The sequence below is a fragment of the Arthrobacter sp. 05N429 genome, from assembly GCF_056397045.1.
This window is the reverse complement of sequence record NZ_JBFTMQ010000001.1, coordinates 230237-245419: the sequence shown is the minus strand read 5'-3', so window position 1 is coordinate 245419 and position 15183 is coordinate 230237. Positions and strand designations below refer to the sequence as shown.

Annotated in this window: 15 protein-coding genes; 3 read left to right on the top strand and 12 right to left on the bottom strand. The window is 65.2% G+C overall.

Features of this window, described 5'->3' with window-relative positions:
* Window positions 1-13: 13 nt before the first annotated feature.
* Entirely contained in the window at window positions 14-1207 is a 1194-nt protein-coding gene (locus tag AC1DF4_RS01135) for a polysaccharide pyruvyl transferase family protein (RefSeq protein ID WP_476911180.1), read from the top strand.
* On the opposite strand, the gene AC1DF4_RS01130 is transcribed toward AC1DF4_RS01135, so the two are convergent.
* The 4 genes from AC1DF4_RS01130 to AC1DF4_RS01115 are packed head-to-tail and all read right to left on the bottom strand — an operon-like array spanning window position 1204 to window position 4634.
* Window positions 1204-2049, bottom strand: coding sequence for an ABC transporter ATP-binding protein (locus AC1DF4_RS01130; RefSeq protein WP_476911179.1), 846 nt, complete (start codon window positions 2047-2049; stop codon window positions 1204-1206). The two genes, AC1DF4_RS01135 and AC1DF4_RS01130, sit on opposite strands and share 4 nt — an antisense overlap.
* The gene (locus AC1DF4_RS01125) at window positions 2039-2812 is read right to left on the bottom strand and encodes an ABC transporter permease (protein WP_476911178.1); all 774 of its coding nucleotides are present in this window, start codon (window positions 2810-2812) and stop codon (window positions 2039-2041) included. The genes AC1DF4_RS01130 and AC1DF4_RS01125 overlap by 11 nt, the downstream gene beginning before the upstream one ends.
* Complete coding sequence (locus tag AC1DF4_RS01120) at window positions 2809-3651, bottom strand: ABC transporter permease (protein ID WP_476911177.1); 843 nt, start codon at window positions 3649-3651, stop codon at window positions 2809-2811. Before AC1DF4_RS01120 ends, AC1DF4_RS01125 begins: the two co-directional genes overlap by 4 nt.
* Window positions 3648-4634, bottom strand: coding sequence for an ABC transporter substrate-binding protein (locus tag AC1DF4_RS01115; protein ID WP_476911176.1), 987 nt, complete (start codon window positions 4632-4634; stop codon window positions 3648-3650). The genes AC1DF4_RS01120 and AC1DF4_RS01115 overlap by 4 nt, the downstream gene beginning before the upstream one ends.
* A 294-nt stretch (window positions 4635-4928) precedes the next feature.
* Between AC1DF4_RS01115 and AC1DF4_RS01110 the strand changes: the two genes are divergently transcribed.
* Window positions 4929-5564: a DUF2461 domain-containing protein gene (locus AC1DF4_RS01110; protein ID WP_476911175.1), complete on the top strand. Its 636-nt coding sequence runs from the start codon at window positions 4929-4931 to the stop codon at window positions 5562-5564.
* Between the two features lie 69 nt (window positions 5565-5633).
* Here the strand turns inward: AC1DF4_RS01110 and AC1DF4_RS01105 are convergent, their stop codons facing one another.
* A complete protein-coding gene (locus AC1DF4_RS01105; RefSeq protein WP_476911174.1) occupies window positions 5634-6239 on the bottom strand; it encodes a TetR/AcrR family transcriptional regulator in 606 nt (201 codons plus the stop codon).
* Window positions 6240-6535: 296 nt separating this feature from the next.
* Between AC1DF4_RS01105 and AC1DF4_RS01100 the strand changes: the two genes are divergently transcribed.
* Window positions 6536-7306 carry an IclR family transcriptional regulator gene (locus tag AC1DF4_RS01100; protein ID WP_476911173.1) on the top strand — a complete coding sequence of 257 codons (771 nt, stop codon included), beginning with the start codon at window positions 6536-6538 and terminating at the stop codon, window positions 7304-7306.
* Window positions 7307-7368: 62 nt separating this feature from the next.
* Here the strand turns inward: AC1DF4_RS01100 and AC1DF4_RS01095 are convergent, their stop codons facing one another.
* The 7 genes from AC1DF4_RS01095 to AC1DF4_RS01065 all read right to left on the bottom strand — a co-directional run bounded on the left by AC1DF4_RS01095 (window position 7369) and on the right by AC1DF4_RS01065 (window position 15070).
* Entirely contained in the window at window positions 7369-8319 is a 951-nt protein-coding gene (locus AC1DF4_RS01095) for a sugar kinase (RefSeq protein ID WP_476911172.1), read from the bottom strand.
* A complete protein-coding gene (locus tag AC1DF4_RS01090; RefSeq protein WP_476911171.1) occupies window positions 8316-8981 on the bottom strand; it encodes a bifunctional 4-hydroxy-2-oxoglutarate aldolase/2-dehydro-3-deoxy-phosphogluconate aldolase in 666 nt (221 codons plus the stop codon). Before AC1DF4_RS01090 ends, AC1DF4_RS01095 begins: the two co-directional genes overlap by 4 nt.
* Complete coding sequence (locus AC1DF4_RS01085) at window positions 8978-9748, bottom strand: SDR family oxidoreductase (protein ID WP_476911170.1); 771 nt, start codon at window positions 9746-9748, stop codon at window positions 8978-8980. The genes AC1DF4_RS01090 and AC1DF4_RS01085 overlap by 4 nt, the downstream gene beginning before the upstream one ends.
* The gene (locus tag AC1DF4_RS01080; protein ID WP_476911169.1) at window positions 9745-10812 is read right to left on the bottom strand and encodes a zinc-dependent alcohol dehydrogenase; all 1068 of its coding nucleotides are present in this window, start codon (window positions 10810-10812) and stop codon (window positions 9745-9747) included. Before AC1DF4_RS01080 ends, AC1DF4_RS01085 begins: the two co-directional genes overlap by 4 nt.
* Complete coding sequence (locus AC1DF4_RS01075; protein WP_476911168.1) at window positions 10809-11786, bottom strand: C-terminal binding protein; 978 nt, start codon at window positions 11784-11786, stop codon at window positions 10809-10811. The genes AC1DF4_RS01080 and AC1DF4_RS01075 overlap by 4 nt, the downstream gene beginning before the upstream one ends.
* The gene (locus AC1DF4_RS01070; RefSeq protein ID WP_476911167.1) at window positions 11786-13159 is read right to left on the bottom strand and encodes an MFS transporter; all 1374 of its coding nucleotides are present in this window, start codon (window positions 13157-13159) and stop codon (window positions 11786-11788) included. Before AC1DF4_RS01070 ends, AC1DF4_RS01075 begins: the two co-directional genes overlap by 1 nt.
* Before the next feature lie 300 nt (window positions 13160-13459).
* Window positions 13460-15070, bottom strand: a complete 1611-nt coding sequence (locus AC1DF4_RS01065; RefSeq protein WP_476911166.1) for an amino acid permease — start codon at window positions 15068-15070, stop codon at window positions 13460-13462.
* Between the last annotated feature and the right edge of the window lie 113 nt (window positions 15071-15183).

Below are 15183 nucleotides of genomic sequence, written 5' to 3'. Positions count from 1 at the left end.
TATAGTCGGGTAAATGAATCCGGGAATCATTTACCTTGTCGGCACCTCCGGCCACCCCAACTTCGGCGACGAGTTCATTGCCGCCGCGTGGCTGAAATACCTCGCCGTGGCCCGGCCCGATGCCGATGTATGGCTGGACAGCCCCCAGCCCGGCATGGCACAGGTACTATTCGAGGGCCTGCATCCGCGCCTAAGGGTCACCAACACCCTGTGGCGCCTGGTGCACGAAAACGCCGAGTTCCCCGCCGACGTGGCGGCAAAAAACATCCGCGAACGCGTCACCGCCCTGGGCACCCCGGCCTACGACCTGGGCATCCTGAAGATGCGGGAGGCCGAGTCGCTCCACCTGATCGGCGGCGGCTATGTCAATGAAACCTGGCCACACCACGCCGGCCTCGTCGTCGGCATGCGTGCCGTCGGTGAGATGACCGGCGCCAAGCTTTTCGCGACCGGGCAGGGGCTCATGCCGGTGCTGTCCCCGGCTCCCGGAGAAACGCCACTGTTCCGGGGGTTCACCTACGCCCGCGCGCGGGACGAGTCGAGCGCGGCCGCGCACGGGCTGGAGGTGGGGCTCGATGACGCTTTCCTCGGCGCCGAAGCAGAGATCTCCCGCACCGATGCCTCGCCCGGACTTTACGTCTGCATCCAAAGCGACATGGTGGACCCCGGGCGGTTCGAAGCCGCCGTCGGACTCGCCCGCGCCGAAATCGAGCGGGCAACGCGCCAGGGCATCAATGCGTTTTACGTCGAGGCCATCCCTGGCTTTGACCGGACCGCCTACGAGCGGCTGGCGGACCTCATCCCCGAGGAACGGTTCGTGCCGTTCGTCCACGTCTGGAACCAGGGTCTCCCGCTCTCCGCCCGGCAGACCTGGGTCACCAGCCGTTTCCACCTCCACCTGCTGGCGGCAGCCGCCGGGGCGCGCGGCATCGCCGTCGGCATGAAAAAGGGCTACTACGACGTCAAGCACGAATCCGTGACGGCGCTGGGCAGCGGTTGGCCGCTCGCACTGGACGAAGAGAGCCCCGCCATGCCGGCGCAGGCAGGTCCGCTGGCGGCGGACCTACCTGCGCTCGTGGCCCGGAAGCGCGCCGAGGCGGCGACGCTCTACCCGGCGGTTGCCGCCGAGGCGGCCCCGCCTTCCTCCGCTGCCGCGAAGCTGTTCACCCTGGCGCGGAGCGGCGTCGCCCGCAGGGCCAGAGGCTAGGACCGGCCGGCACCCGCGGCGGCCGCCGCCACGGGGCGGTGGCCCTTCTTGGCGAGCTGGATCTGCTCATAGACATGGTGCCTGAGCTCGGTGAAGCGCGGCAGCGAACGGGTGTTCAGCTGATCCCGATCCTCCGGGAGGTCGATCACGATGTCCTCCTGCACCACTGTCGGGGAGCTGGAGAGGATGATGACGCGCTCACCGAGGTAGACGGATTCGTCGATGTCGTGGGTCACGAAGAGCACCGTGATGCCCAGCTTCTTCCAAACTGTCCGGATCAGGTCTTCCAGATCCGCACGGGTCTGGGCGTCCACCGCCGCGAACGGCTCGTCCATCAGCAGCACCTCGGGCTGGTAGGCAATGGCGCGGGCAATCGCAACACGCTGCTGCATTCCTCCCGAAAGCTGCCAGGGGTAGGACCGCGGGACGTGGGACAGGCCCACAGCCTCGAGGGCATCATCGACCAGCCTGTCACGCTCGGCCTTCGGCATACCCTGGTTTTTCAGCGGCAGCTCGACATTGTCCCTGACCCGCATCCACGGGAAGAGCGAGCGGCCGTATTCCTGGAACACCACGGCCATCTTCTTCGGTGGACCGGACACCCGATTGCCGTTCAAGAGGACTTCGCCCTCGGTCGGGGCCATCAGGCCGGAGATGCACTTCAGGAGCGTGGTCTTTCCAGAACCGGAGGGGCCAACCAAGCAGGCCAACTCCCCCGCGCGAAGGTCGAAGGTGAGGTTCCGGACCGCCTCGACGCCGCCGCCGTCGGTCTGGTAAACCTTTTTCAGCCCACGCACGGAAAGCATCGCTGCCGGGGCCGCATGAGTCGAGTCAGGCTGCATTTTCTACCTCTTTCTGGCCGTGGTACCAGCGCAGGATATTCCGCTCGGCCCACTGGAAGATGAATGACATGCCCACTCCAAGCAGGCCGAGCACCACGATGCCGGACCACATTTCCGGGATGGCGAAGGACCGCTGGAACTGGACGATGGTGAAGCCCAGCCCTGAGGACGAGGCGAACATTTCGGAGATGACCATCAGGATCAGCCCCAAGGACATGGACTGGCGCACGCCGGCCATGATCTGCGGGCTGGCTGACGGAAGCACAAGGTACCGGACGCGCGCCCAGCCGTCGATGCCATAGGTGTGGCTGGAGTCGGACAGAACCGGGTCCACGGCGCGGACCCCCTCGATGGTGTTCAGCAGCACGGGCCAGACGCAGCCGGAGATGATGACGACGATCTTCATCGAATCTGTGATCCCCATCAGGAGCATCAGCACCGGCACCAGCACCGGCGGCGGAATGGCGCGGAAGAACTCCAATGTGGGCTCCAGCAGTGCGCGGAGCCATTTGATCGAGCCGATCAGGACGCCGCCGACGACGCCGATCACGATCGCCGCGGCCACGCCGACCACCAGGCGGCCGACGCTTGGCAGCACATCCGTGAAGAAGCGCTGGCTGAACCAGACCTCGCCGAACTTGTTGACCAGTGCGGCCGGGGTCGGGACGAAGAAGTTCACCGCACCCAGGGTGGAGGCCCACCAGAGCAGGACCAGCACGACGGGCAGCGCCGCGACGTAGCCGAAATTCTTCAGGGCTTTCATACAATCACCTCGGAACGGACGGACGAGTGCCAGGCCAGTGTCTTCTTCTCGATGAAGCGCATCAGCACGTTGATGAGCACGCCGATCAGCCCGGTCGCGAGGACCAATGCGTACATGCCGGAAATGGCCCCGCCGGACTGCGCCAGCGCGATCTCGCGTCCCAGCCCAGGGGACCCGATCACGAGTTCCGCCGTGATGGCCAGGACCAAGGCAACGGCGCCGGCGAGCCGGACTCCGGTCATCAGGTACGGCAGGGCCGTGGGGAATACGACGTACCGGATTCGCGCCATCCGGCCCAGACCGAAGGTCTTCGCGGTGTTGTTGGCGACCATGTCCACGTCGGCCACGCCGTACAGGACTTGGATCAGGACCTGCCAGAAGGAGGCATAAACGATCAGCAGCAGCGACGACTCGATCTTTACGCCAAACAGCAGCACCGCCAGCGGGATCAGCGCCACGGACGGGATGGGGCGCAGGAACTCGACCGTAGAGTTGGTTGCCTTGCGCAGGAAATCACTGGAACCGATGATGAAGCCGAGCAGTACGGCGGCGGCCACGGCGATGATCAGGCCCAGGAACCAGGCGAGCATGGTCTCGCCCACGGAGACCCAGAACGCAGTCAGGCCGAAGTCGCGCAGGAGCGCGACGATGACTTCGCTGGCCGGCGGGAGATACCGCCCATCGATAATGCCGAGCCGGGGAATGAGCTCCCAGGTTGCCAGGAATCCAAGGATCCCTGCGAGGCCGAGGAACTGCTTCGCAGGCAGTTTGCGGACCCGCCCACGGTCCCGCCCCAAGCCGGGGGCGGGACCGCTGGCGGCTAGAGTTTCCGAGGTCACGGGAGGAGATCGCCGGCGTTCGGAGCCTTGGTCAGCGTGCCGTACTTGGCAGCCGCGGCACCGAGGGTCTCGAAGGCGTCCTTGTTGAATTCAACGCGGTACCGGGGAAGGATCATGTTGGCGCGGGTGGCCTCGTCGATCTTGGTGTAGGTACCGACGATGTCGCGGACCTCCTGCGGGTGTGCCTGCGCATATTCGAGGGACTTGTTCATGGCGCGGGTGAACTTCTGGGCCAGCTCGGCTTTGCCCTTGATGGTGTCCGCCTTGGTGAAGTAGCCGGCAATGTCCAGCTCCGGGCTCATGCCCACGAAGTTCGAGGAGACGATCTTGCCGCCGTCTGCCACTGCCTTGGAGAGGAAGGGCTCGAGGATCCAGGCTGCATCCACCTGCTTGTTCGCCAGCGCGGCCGGGGCATCCGGGAACGCGACCTCCACGAACTTCACGCTCTTGGCATCGCCGCCGTCCTTTTCGATGACCGACTTGATGGTGGTGTCACCAATGTTGGACAGATTGTTGACAGAGACGGTCTTGCCCGCGAGGTCCTTCGGGGACTGGATGCTGGAGCCGGCCGGGACGACGACGCCGCCGACGTCCTTGCCTGCCTCACCGGTGGTTGACGCGCCGTTCGCGACGAACTTCAAATCGAGGCCCTTATCCTTGGCGACCGTGACCGAGATCAGGTTCGAGAAGGCGAAGTCGAAGCTTCCGCTGACGACGCCGGGGACGATCGCGGCACCACCGGTGGCCGTCTGGATGTCCAGCTGCAGGCCTTCTTCCTTGAAGAAGCCCTGCTTGTCGCCGAGGTAGATCGGTGCACAGTCGACGATCGGAATAACTCCTACGGTGACTTTGGTCAGCCCGGCATTGCCCGTGGCTCCGGTGGAGGTGGCGCCAGCGCCGGTGGAACTCGGTGAGCCGCTTCCGCAGGCCGAGAGGCCGAGGACCGACGCGGCGGCCAGAGCGGCGATAATACGACGTTTCATGTTCACTCCTATGTGCACATGACATGGGAGTAATCAGGCCCCCATGCCCAAAATGTTCGCTGTTCGAACAGACGTTCAAAATAAAGTCTGATTCAGACATGTTGAGACGTCAACCACCGCGGGGGCATTGTTACAGCTCTGAGACAGGCGCGCCGGGCCCCTGGCAGGCAGAAGGCCGTCGTTTGCGCCGGCTGGAACACCCACTCAGGGATTGCCCAGGCGGAGTTGTCGCGTCTGTCCACATACGGGCTGTGACGCTCGCGGTGAAGCCTCCCTTGTCCCTAGGATTCATGCATGACCCCCTTTGCAGGCATCCCTGAGGCCGCCTTCGAGTTCTACGCGGAACTGGAACGCAACAACAACCGCGGCTGGTGGCTGGAACACAAATCCACCTACGACTCTGCGGTCAAGGAACCGCTGACCGGGCTGCTGGCAAAGCTGGAGCCGGAGTTCGGCGAAGCCAAGCTGTTCCGCCCCAACCGGGATATCCGCTTCTCCGTGGACAAGTCGCCTTACAAAACGGCGCAGGGAGCGCTCGCTGCCGTTGCCGAAGGGACGGGCTTCTACGTCCAGCTCGACGCCGACGGCCTGCTCATCGGCGGCGGATACCACACGCACACACCGGCCCAGCTGGCCCGCTTCCGCAGCGCCGTGGACGCCCCCTCCAGCGGCGGCGCCCTGCAGCGGATTGTGGCGCAGGTCGCGGCGCTGGGCTTCTCAGTGGAGGGCGAATCCCTGAAGACGGTTCCGCAGGGGTTCGCCAAGGACCATCCCCGCGCGGAGCTGCTGAAGCACAAGTCGCTCGCCGCCGGCATGCACGTGGGACGGCCGGGCTGGATCTCAACGCCGGACGCGGCCGGGGAGGTGGCCCGGCGCTGGGAGGAGCTTCGGCCCCTGGTTGAGTGGATCAGCCGCTACGCCGCGCCCTGAGACGGAGCAGTTGATCCCCGGGTGCGCCTGCCGGTGATGCCCGCCGGAGCGCATGGTCGGATCCGCCTGTCATACGTGCTCGCCCTCGGCGGCCAGGCGCCGGTCGAGGTTGTTGAAGAAGACCAGCATCATCAGGTCAAAGGCCTTGCTGGCTTCCTCGGGCTGGTTGTTCACGACGAAGTCGAACTGGAGCCCGTAGAAGGCGGCGGTAAACAGTCTGGCGTCGGTGTCGGCGAACTCCTCAAGGATGCCCTGAAGCATCAGCCAGTCCCGGGCCTTTTCGTGCAGCATCCTGAAATGTTCCTGCGCAGTTCCCCGGGGAGACGCAGCCACGATGTCCTGCGCGGTCGCCTCGAACTCCAGTCTGGCCAGATGGCGGTTGCGCTGCGCCATGGTCCAGCGCCAGGACTCCAGCAGGAAGGCGCGCCAGGCTTCGCGGTCAATGTCCCGCACGTCGGTGGCGCGGATGCTGTCCAGCCGGGATTCGATGCCGCGGATGATCTCATTCACCAACTGCTCGCGGTGGCCGAAGTGGTAGACCAGCACATAGCTGCTGACGCCGAGACCTTCGGCAAGGCTCCGGAAGGTGAGCTCCGCGAGGGTCTTGTCCATGAGGTAGTCCAGAATGGCGGCCAGCAGCTCTGCCTTGCGTTCCGGTCGTGCTGGGCGGGCCATAAAACCATCATAGGGAGCGGGCCGAGTCTCCGCGCATCCCGTCACGGCACCGGAGAGAACGCCCGGAGTGACCGTCCCTCCTCCCACAAAGAAGAGGATGTTCCCAGGAGACGCGGGACCGTCCGCCGAGGCCGATGATCCCGCCATTCGGGGTCCCAGCGAGCCGGCCCGTTTCCTGCCCCCTCAGTGATTGCGGCGCCGGGCCAGGATCTTCAAAGTCACACGCTGGGACAACCCTTACGGTTCCCGCCCGAGCATGTCCCTTTTGAGGCGCTGGCACATGGAATAATTGCTGGATGGAAGCTAACCCTGCCGGGGCCCGGACACTTGAACGTGGACTAAGCCTGATAGACCATGTCGCGGCGGGAGCCCACAGGCTCGAGGACATTACGAAGGCTTCCGGACTGAGCCGTTCCGCCACCCACCGAATGCTGACATCGCTGGTGTCCGGCAAGTACCTGAGCCAGCAGCCGGACCACAGCTATCACCTGGGCATCAAGCTGTTGGAGCTCGGAACCAAGGCCGAAGCCAACATCAGCCTCCCCGACGCCGTCCAAAGCATCCTCGCGGGCATTGCCAAGACGACGCAGGACACCACCCACCTGGGCATCCTCAGCGGGGACGACGTCCTGTACCTTGCGAAAGCGCGCGGCCACCGTGGCATCGAGATGGCGTCCCGACCCGGTGCCCGGCTGCGGGCCCAGAACACGGCAATGGGCAAGGCGCTGCTCGCCCAACTCCGTGACGACGATGCCGTCAAAGCATTCGACACCGCGGCCATCGCCACGCCGCGATCCATTCAGGATGTTGAGTCTTTCCGCGTGGTCCTGGACCAGGCCCGCCGCGATGGCTTCGCCCTGGATGACCAGGAGAATGAGCTCGGGATTACCTGTGTGGCCATTGCCATCCCGGACTTGCTAGGCAAGGTCGCTGCGGCCGTCTCCATCTCAGCCCCGAGTGTTTACATGACCCCCGAGCGAATCCAGTCTCTGGTTGACCTCCTGAAAGATGTGCAGCCCGAACTCAGCCGGTGCCTGCCGCCCGGATTCGAAAGGGCCTGGATCTAGAGCTTCCGCTCAGACCCAGACCCTTCGTTAGGCGAAGTCCGCCGTTCGGCGGTGACATAGATTCAGCGGGACACCGGTTCCGTGGCGTCCAGCATCGCCAGCTCGTTCCGGCGCGGCATGCCTTCCCAATCGCCCGGCACTAGACAGGCAAAAGCTCCGGTGCGGACCGCCGTCAACAGCCGCCCTTCCACGGGCACACCGGCCAAAAGCTCCGCCACGTAGCCCGCTACGAAGGCGTCGCCGGCCCCGACAGTGTCGACCGGCTTGATCCGAACGGCATCCTGTTTGTATTCGGTGCCGTCAATCACCGCGGCGCAGCCCTGAACGCCACGCTTGATGATGACCTGGCCGGGTCCCAGAGCCGCAACGCGGCGGGCCAGTTCCAGAGAGTCCCCCGACTGCCCGACGGCAATCGCAGCCTCGTCGTCGCCGGCAAAGACGACGTCGGCCTGCGCAATGAACCGTCTGAAGACTCCCCCAGCTTCCTCCGGACTCCACAACGCGGCCCGGTAGTTCAAGTCGAACGACACGAGGGCGCCGGCCTGGCGGGCGACGTCGAGAGCATACTGCGCGGCTTCAGCCGCCGAGCCTGAAAGGGCCGGCGTGATTCCGGTCAGGTGCAGCAGCCTCGCGCTTCTGATCCTTTCGACCGGCACGTCCTCCGGACTGAGCCTGGAACCCGCGCTTCCGGCTCTGTAGTACCAGACCTTGAGCTGGTCCAGGGTGCGGCGTTCCTTGATCATGATTCCCGTCGGTGCCGACGGGTCACGCACGGGATCGACAACAACCCCTTCGGCGGCGAGTTCCCGCAAGACGAGTTCGCCAAGGCTGTCGTCGCCTACCCGCCCTGCCCACGTCACGGAAGTGCCGAGCCGACGCAGAGCGATCGCGAAGTTGCTCTCTGAACCGCCCATGCCCAAGCTGAGCGAGTGAACCTGGGCCAGCGGGCCAGGCGTCTCGGCTTTCATTAGTCCCATGGTCTCGCCCAGAGTGACGACGTCGGTGAAGCTCATCGGGTGCCCCTGGACTGAACTGCTTCGGCCACGAGGGCACTCAGCTTCCCGGCACGGGCCGTCAGACCGGCAAGATCCCCGCCGGTGAAGGCGTCCCTCAGCAGCGGCCCGCCAAGGCTGACGGCAAGGGCCCCTGCCGCAATCCAGTCTGCTGCGTCGTCGACGCCGATGCCACCGGACGGGATGACCTGCATGTGCGGGAAGGGACCGCGCAGCTGCCCGAGATATCCGGGTCCCACCGTGGAGGCAGGAAAGAGCTTCACGGCGGTTGCTCCAGCCTGCATGCCGGCGAGTAACTCCGTGGGTGTGAGTCCGCCCGGGAAGACGGGGACCCCTGATTGGACGGCGACGCGGACCACGTCCGTGACCATGGCCGGCGTGACGAGGTAGTCGGCGCCGCCCGCGAGCGCCCTGACTGCTTCTTCCTCGCAGGTGATGGTTCCGACGCCGATTTCGGCGCCAGCCCCGAACTCCTGCTTAAGTCCAGGAAGATAGTCGAAGACGCCGTCGGTGCTGAGTGTCAGTTCAATGGACCGCACGCCCCCCTTGATGAGGGCGTCGATGACGGGGGCGTACTCGCTGGCGTGACCGGCCCGTAGCACCGCAACAACAGGGTGTGCCTGCAGCAAAGCGGAGACTGGCGTGCGCTGAATCTTGCTCATCGAGCCAACCATCCGCCGTCGACCGGCAAGACCACGCCGTGGACGTAGTCCGCCGCGGCCGAAGCGAGAAAGACCACGGCCCCGGCGAGGTCACCTCCGGTGCCCCAGCGTGCGGCCGGGATGCGGGCAGAAATCTGCTCGTTCCGCTGGGCGTCAGCGAGGATGGCCTCGTTCATGTCTGTTGCGATGTAGCCGGGTGCCACCGCGTTGACGTTTACGCCGCGGGGCGCCCACTCATTGCACAGGGCCTTGGTGAGCTGAGCCACGGCACCCTTGGATGCCGCGTAGGCCGGAACCCGCACGCCGCCCTGAAAGGTCAGGAGCGAGGCCAGGTTGATGATTTTCCCGTGGCCCCGTTCCACCATCGGTGTGCCGAACCCCTGGCAGAGCTGGAAAACGGCGCGGGCGTTGACCCCCATCACCCGGTCGAAGTCCGCGAGCGGGAAGTCCGTCGCGTCGTGCCGAATCTGGGTCCCTGCGTTGTTGACCAGGATGTCGATCCGGTGGTCACGCAGGGTGGCCGCGATGGCAGCCGCCACCGACTCCTCATTTTCCAGGTTCAGGGCGACGGTGTCCGCCGTGACGCCTGATTCCTGTGCTGCCGCTGCCAGTTCGGGAGCCAGGGGGCCGCGCTGCAGTGCCACGACGTTCGCGCCGGCGCGGATCAGGCCCAGGGCGATGCCCAGCCCTATCCCGCGGGAGGCTCCCGTAATCACTGCGGTTTTCCCGCTCAGTTCGAAGGGGGAGGTGAGTTGTGTATCGTTCATCGGCTTTCCTGGGGTTGCGTGGCGGGCGCCACGGCGGGACTGACAAGTACTTTGAGGATGCGGCCGGCGCTCATGGCCTTTTCGAAGGCCGCTGATGCGTCTTCCAGGGCGAACACCTGGGTGGGGACGCGGTCCAGTCCCAGTTCGCCGCCTTCGATGAGGGCAACGGCCTGCTCCACGGCAGCGCGGGTGTAGACGCGTACCCCTACAACAGTGTTCTCCGCGAAAGTGAGCGCCTGGAGGTCAAGTTCCACGGGATGTTTGTAGACCCCCACCAAGACGATCGTGCCGCGGACCCGCACTGCCCGGGGAAGCATGGCCGCGACGGACGGGTGGGCGGCGGAGTCGAACACTATGTCCGCGCCGTCGCCTCCGGTGGCCGCCACAATTGCCTGCACCGGGTCCTCGCCGGGGGCAACAGTGTCGAAGCCAAGCTCCTCGGCCACCTGGCGCCGGGCCTCGGACGGTTCCGAAACCAGGACACTCCCGGCGCCCTGATGCCGTGCCACCAACGCGGTCAGCACCCCGATCGGGCCGGCACCGAAGACCACTACGCGTTCTCCGCCGGTGAGGCCGGACCGGGACACGGCATGTACGGCCACGGCGAGCGGCTCCGCGAGGGCTGCCTCCTGCAGGGGCACGGTTTCTCTGATGGGGATGAGCGCGGACGCCGGAAGCGCCACGAATTCCGCCAGGGAACCGGCGACGTCGATGCCGTACAGCTTCAGCGCGCGGCAGACGTGGGTATCCCCGCCGCTGCACGGGTGGCATTCGCCGCAGTGAATGAGGGGTTCCACGGTGACGCGGGTCCCGGCGGCAGGGCCGCCATTCCCTGCCGCCTCAACGACGCCGGTGATCTCGTGCCCCATGATCAGGGGCGCCGCCGCCCGCGGATGCGTGCCATGCAGGATCGAGAAGTCGGTCCCGCACAGTCCTGTCATCTCGCTCCGGACCAGCGCCCAACCATCGGGAACTTCGGGGAGGGCAATGTTGCGGGTCTCGATGTTGTCCGGCGCCGTCCAGACAGCTGCGCGCATCGTGGCCTGTTCCGCCGCCAGGCTCATACGAGCACCCCCTCGTTGAGGATGTTCCGCGGGGTGCGCCCGGCACAGACCTCCACAACATTCTCCAGTGTGCGGCGTTTCAGTTCCGCATACGATTCCTCGCTGTACCAGGCAGCGTGCGGCGTCAGGACGGCGTTTTCGCATTCGATCAGCGGGCTGTCCAGCGGCAGCGGCTCCTCTTCGAAGACATCGAGTCCGGCGCCGTATAGCTGCCCGCTGGCCAGGGCGTCGGCCACGGCCGCGGTGTCCACCACCCCGCCGCGGCAGGTGTTGACGAGCACCGCACCGCGCTTCATCCGGGCGAGCACGTCGGCATTGATCAGGTGGTGAGTGTGCCGGTTGAGCGGCACGTGGAGGGATACGACGTCGGCGCGGACGATCAATTCCTCAAACCCGACGACGGCAATCCCGTCCGCCGTCGTCGTGCCTTGCTCTTCCAGTGGGTCGAAGCCAATGACTTCGTAGCCGAGACCCTTGGCCTTGCGGCCGGTCGCCGAGCCGATGAGGCCCAGTCCGACCACGCCGAACACCCTGGTGGACATACGGTGGAGTGGCTGCACGGGCAACAGCGCCGACTCGCCGCGACGTACGCCGCGGTCAAGCCGCACAATTCCCCTCGCCAAGCTGACCGCGAGCGCAATTGCGTGGTCGCTGACATCTTCTGTGCCATAGTCCGGCACATTGCAGACCGCGACGCCGCGGGTTGTCGCTGCCGCGACGTCGAGGGTGTCCACCCCCACGCCGTAACGGCCAATCGCCTTTAGTCCAGGCAGCGCGGCAAGCACACGGTCCGTGACCGGTGCGTACTGCACAACGATTCCCGCGGCGCCGGCGGCAGCAGCGATGACCTCGTCTTCGGTCCGGCACTGGGCCAGGACGAGTTCCACTCCGGCGGCGGCGGCCACCTCCTGTTCAATGGCGATGGAGTCGTGGTCGCAGTCGGTGATGACAATACGGGTGGGGGCAGATGACATTACTTCGCGTCCTCTTCTACGAGCAGGTCACGATCGACGGTTTCCGGTGCCTTGATCGTGGTGAACAGGCTGATGCCCATCATCGCCATCATGTAGATGGCCACAGGGAACCAGGATCCGCTGAAGGCCGTCACAAGCGCGGAACAAATGAGCGGCGCGATGCCGCCGCCGAAGACCGAGGAGAACTCACGACCCAAGGCGACACCGGCATAGCGGTAGCGCGAGCCAAAGAGCTCCGGGAAGTACGCTGCCTGGACGCCCACGGATCCTTGCGCGGCGAAGATGAAGCCGAGGACGATCACAAGCGAGATCAGGAACAGGTTTCCGGTGTTCAGAAGCATGAACGCGGGAATCGGAAAAACGAACAGGAACGCCGTCACGATGAGGTACATCCTGCGGCGGCCGAAGCGGTCTGACATGGTGCCGAAAGCGTAGGCGGAGACGCAAGCGAAGAGTGCACCGACCAACAGCACCTTCGGGATGAAGGTCGCGTCGATTTTGAGCTGGGAAATGAGGTAGGAGCCAAGGAAGACCTGGAAGATGTAGGAGTGCGCATTGGCACCGACGTTCATGAAGAAAACTCGGACCAAACCCTTGCGGCCGTTCTTGACCACATCGGCAACCGGTGTTACCCGAATCGCCCCCTCGATGTCCTCCTTCATTTCTTCAAAAACCGGTGATTCCTTGAGCTTGCGGCGAATGACGTAGGCGGCAATGGTTACGAAGATAGAAGAGAAGAAGACCAGGCGCCAACCATAGGCCTCAAGAGCTTCGCGGGGCATCATCTGCACCAGGATCCAGACAACGGCACCAAGGGCTGTGCCCGCTGCGGCACCGACGAAGACGAGCGAGGCATAGCGTCCGCGGGCGCCCTTGGATGCAGTCTCAGCAATCAGCACGACGCCGCCGGCCTGCTCGGCCCCTGCGCCGAAGCCTTGGAGGAAGCGGCAGGCGACGAGCAGCACGGGCGCCCAAATACCGACCTGCTCATAGGTCGGCAGCAGGCCGATGGCGAAGGTTGCGATGCCCATCAGGAACAGCGTGGCCACGAGGACCCACTTGCGTCCCAGCCGGTCACCGTATTTGGAGAAGAAGAGCCCGCCGAGGGGCCGGGCCCCGAAACCGACGGCGTAGGCGCCGAAAGCAGCGATAATGCCGATTGCCGGGTCCACATTCGGGAAAAAGATCCTGTTGAAGATGATCGCCGAGGCGGTTCCGTAGATCACAAAGTCGTATTGCTCCAGGGCCGTGCCAATCAGGCCGGCCCAGGCGGCCCGGCGGACGGGGCCCTTGTCTGCGGGCGCGTGGCCCGGCTCAGTGTCACGGCCGTCAACGGTCGTCGACGTACTGCGAACAACATCGTTCTCAGTCACAGTTCACCAATCTCTCTGGGTGCGCTCCGCACCAACTTTTCGATTATCGGGATGGCATCCCGAAAACGTTAGGTTGACTATATAGCGGCAGCGGGCCGGATCACAATAGATCTGACTTTAAGAAATCCCGCGGGGGAACTCCTGCGCCGTCGAAAGCCGCAGGACACACGAAACCGCCCGCCGATCAGGGATCGGCGGGCGGTTCTAGTGGCACCGGCCGCGACGCCAGCAGCCGTGCGCGGAGTCACTCACGGTCCGTCCGAAGAGGCGGAACGGACCGTAAGTTGCCCCGCGTTGCGGTTAGGAGCGGGGGCGCGTGTCCAAGCTCGCGTCAGCGTCAGCGTCGGCGTCGGCGTCGGCCTCTGCGGCTGCATGTGCCCCTGCCGGTTCCTTCGCAGCGCCCTTGCCGCCGGGGCCGTTTACGGAGGCCTTGGCCTCGGCGAACTTCTCGTTCAGCCTGGAGTGCCGCTGGCCGTAGGAGAAGTAGATGGCGACGCCGATCACGAGCCAGATGGCGAAGAAGATCCACGTCTCCACGGCGAGGTTCGTCATGAGGTAGAGGCACAGGACGGCCGAGACGATCGGGAGCACCTTCCCGAGCGGCACCCGGAACGCCGGCTTCAGGTCCGGGCGCTTCTTCCGCAGCACCAGCACGCCGATGCTCACCGTCACGAACGCGGACAGTGTGCCGATGTTGATCATTTCCTCCAGCAGGTCCACGTTGGTGAGTCCGGCGACGACCGCCACGGCCGCACCGCAGATGATCTGGAGCCGGACCGGCGTCGCGCGGATGGTGCTGGTCTTGGACAGTGAGCGCGGCAGCAGGCCGTCGCGGCTCATGGCCAGCACCACGCGGGAGAGGCCCATCAGCAGCACCATGATCACCGTGGTCAGACCCACGAGGGAGCCGAAGGCGATGATCTTCGCGGCGTCGGTGTTGCCTACGGCCTCAAACGCCGTGGTGAGCGTCGGGTTCTCGGCCTCGGCAAGCTGGGTGTAGGACACCATGCCGGTCAGTGCCAGTGATACCAGGATGTAGAGCACGGTGACGACGGCGAGGCCGCCGAAGATGCCGCGGGGCAGCGTCTTCTGCGGGTCCTTGACTTCCTCGGCCGACGTGGCCACGACGTCGAAACCGATGAAGGCGAAGAAGACGAGGGCCGCTCCTGCGAAGATGCCCAGCGTGCCGTACTGTGCCGGCGCGGCGCCGGTAAGGAAGGCAAAGAAGGACTGCTTCATGACGTCGGAGGCGCCGGTGCCGCCGGTGGGCACGGAGGTCGGAACGAACGGGGTGTAGTTCTCGAACTTCACGTAGGTGAAGCCCACCACGATCACGAAGAGCACGACGGCGATCTTGACCAGCGTGAAGATGTTGCCGACGCGGGCGGACAGCTTTGTCCCCAGCACCAGCAATACAGTGAACACGGCGACGATCAGGAAGGCGCCCCAGTACAGGTCCACCCCGCCCAGGGAGATCGACGGCGGAATGTCGACGCCCATCAGCGCGAACACCTTGCTGAGGTAGATGCCCCAGTACTTGGCGATCACAGCGCCGGCGGTGAACAGCTCGAGGATGAGGTTCCAGCCGATGATCCAGGCCAGCAGCTCGCCCATGGTGGCGTAGGTGAAGACGTACGCGGAGCCGGCAACAGGAATCGCGGTGGCGAACTCGGCGTAACACATGATCGCCAGCGCACATGTGACAGCGGCAATGGCGAACGAGAGGGTCACGGCCGGGCCGGCGAAGTTCGCTGCAGCCTTGGCGCCGACCGAGAAGATCCCGGCGCCGACGGCAACGGCGACGCCCATGATCATCAAATCCCAGGAGCTGAGCGAGCGCTTCAGCTTGCGTCCGGGTTCATCGGCGTCCGACATGGACTGCTCGATCGATTTGGTCCGGAAAAGGTTCATAGGAAAGTCCACAATCTCGGTAACTTGTTGGAAACAGACCTATCTATCGTAGTGTCCATCCACTGGACGGCCAGATTTGTCCCACATAGTGAGACGCGAAGCGGGCTGCGCAG

What these genes read in the sequence shown, in the direction of transcription:
- AC1DF4_RS01110 (WP_476911175.1), top strand. Translation starts at nt 4,929, where the DNA reads ATGACCCCCTTTGCAGGCATCCCTGAGGCCGCCTTCGAGTTCTACGCG.
- AC1DF4_RS01095 (WP_476911172.1), bottom strand. Translation starts at nt 8,319, where the DNA reads ATGAGCTTCACCGACGTCGTCACTCTGGGCGAGACCATGGGACTAATG.
- AC1DF4_RS01075 (WP_476911168.1), bottom strand. Translation starts at nt 11,786, where the DNA reads ATGTCATCTGCCCCCACCCGTATTGTCATCACCGACTGCGACCACGAC.
- AC1DF4_RS01125 (WP_476911178.1), bottom strand. Translation starts at nt 2,812, where the DNA reads ATGAAAGCCCTGAAGAATTTCGGCTACGTCGCGGCGCTGCCCGTCGTG.
- AC1DF4_RS01130 (WP_476911179.1), bottom strand. Translation starts at nt 2,049, where the DNA reads ATGCAGCCTGACTCGACTCATGCGGCCCCGGCAGCGATGCTTTCCGTG.
- AC1DF4_RS01090 (WP_476911171.1), bottom strand. Translation starts at nt 8,981, where the DNA reads ATGAGCAAGATTCAGCGCACGCCAGTCTCCGCTTTGCTGCAGGCACAC.
- AC1DF4_RS01100 (WP_476911173.1), top strand. Translation starts at nt 6,536, where the DNA reads ATGGAAGCTAACCCTGCCGGGGCCCGGACACTTGAACGTGGACTAAGC.
- AC1DF4_RS01105 (WP_476911174.1), bottom strand. Translation starts at nt 6,239, where the DNA reads ATGGCCCGCCCAGCACGACCGGAACGCAAGGCAGAGCTGCTGGCCGCC.
- AC1DF4_RS01065 (WP_476911166.1), bottom strand. Translation starts at nt 15,070, where the DNA reads ATGAACCTTTTCCGGACCAAATCGATCGAGCAGTCCATGTCGGACGCC.
- AC1DF4_RS01135 (WP_476911180.1), top strand. Translation starts at nt 14, where the DNA reads ATGAATCCGGGAATCATTTACCTTGTCGGCACCTCCGGCCACCCCAAC.
- AC1DF4_RS01115 (WP_476911176.1), bottom strand. Translation starts at nt 4,634, where the DNA reads ATGAAACGTCGTATTATCGCCGCTCTGGCCGCCGCGTCGGTCCTCGGC.
- AC1DF4_RS01080 (WP_476911169.1), bottom strand. Translation starts at nt 10,812, where the DNA reads ATGAGCCTGGCGGCGGAACAGGCCACGATGCGCGCAGCTGTCTGGACG.
- AC1DF4_RS01085 (WP_476911170.1), bottom strand. Translation starts at nt 9,748, where the DNA reads ATGAACGATACACAACTCACCTCCCCCTTCGAACTGAGCGGGAAAACC.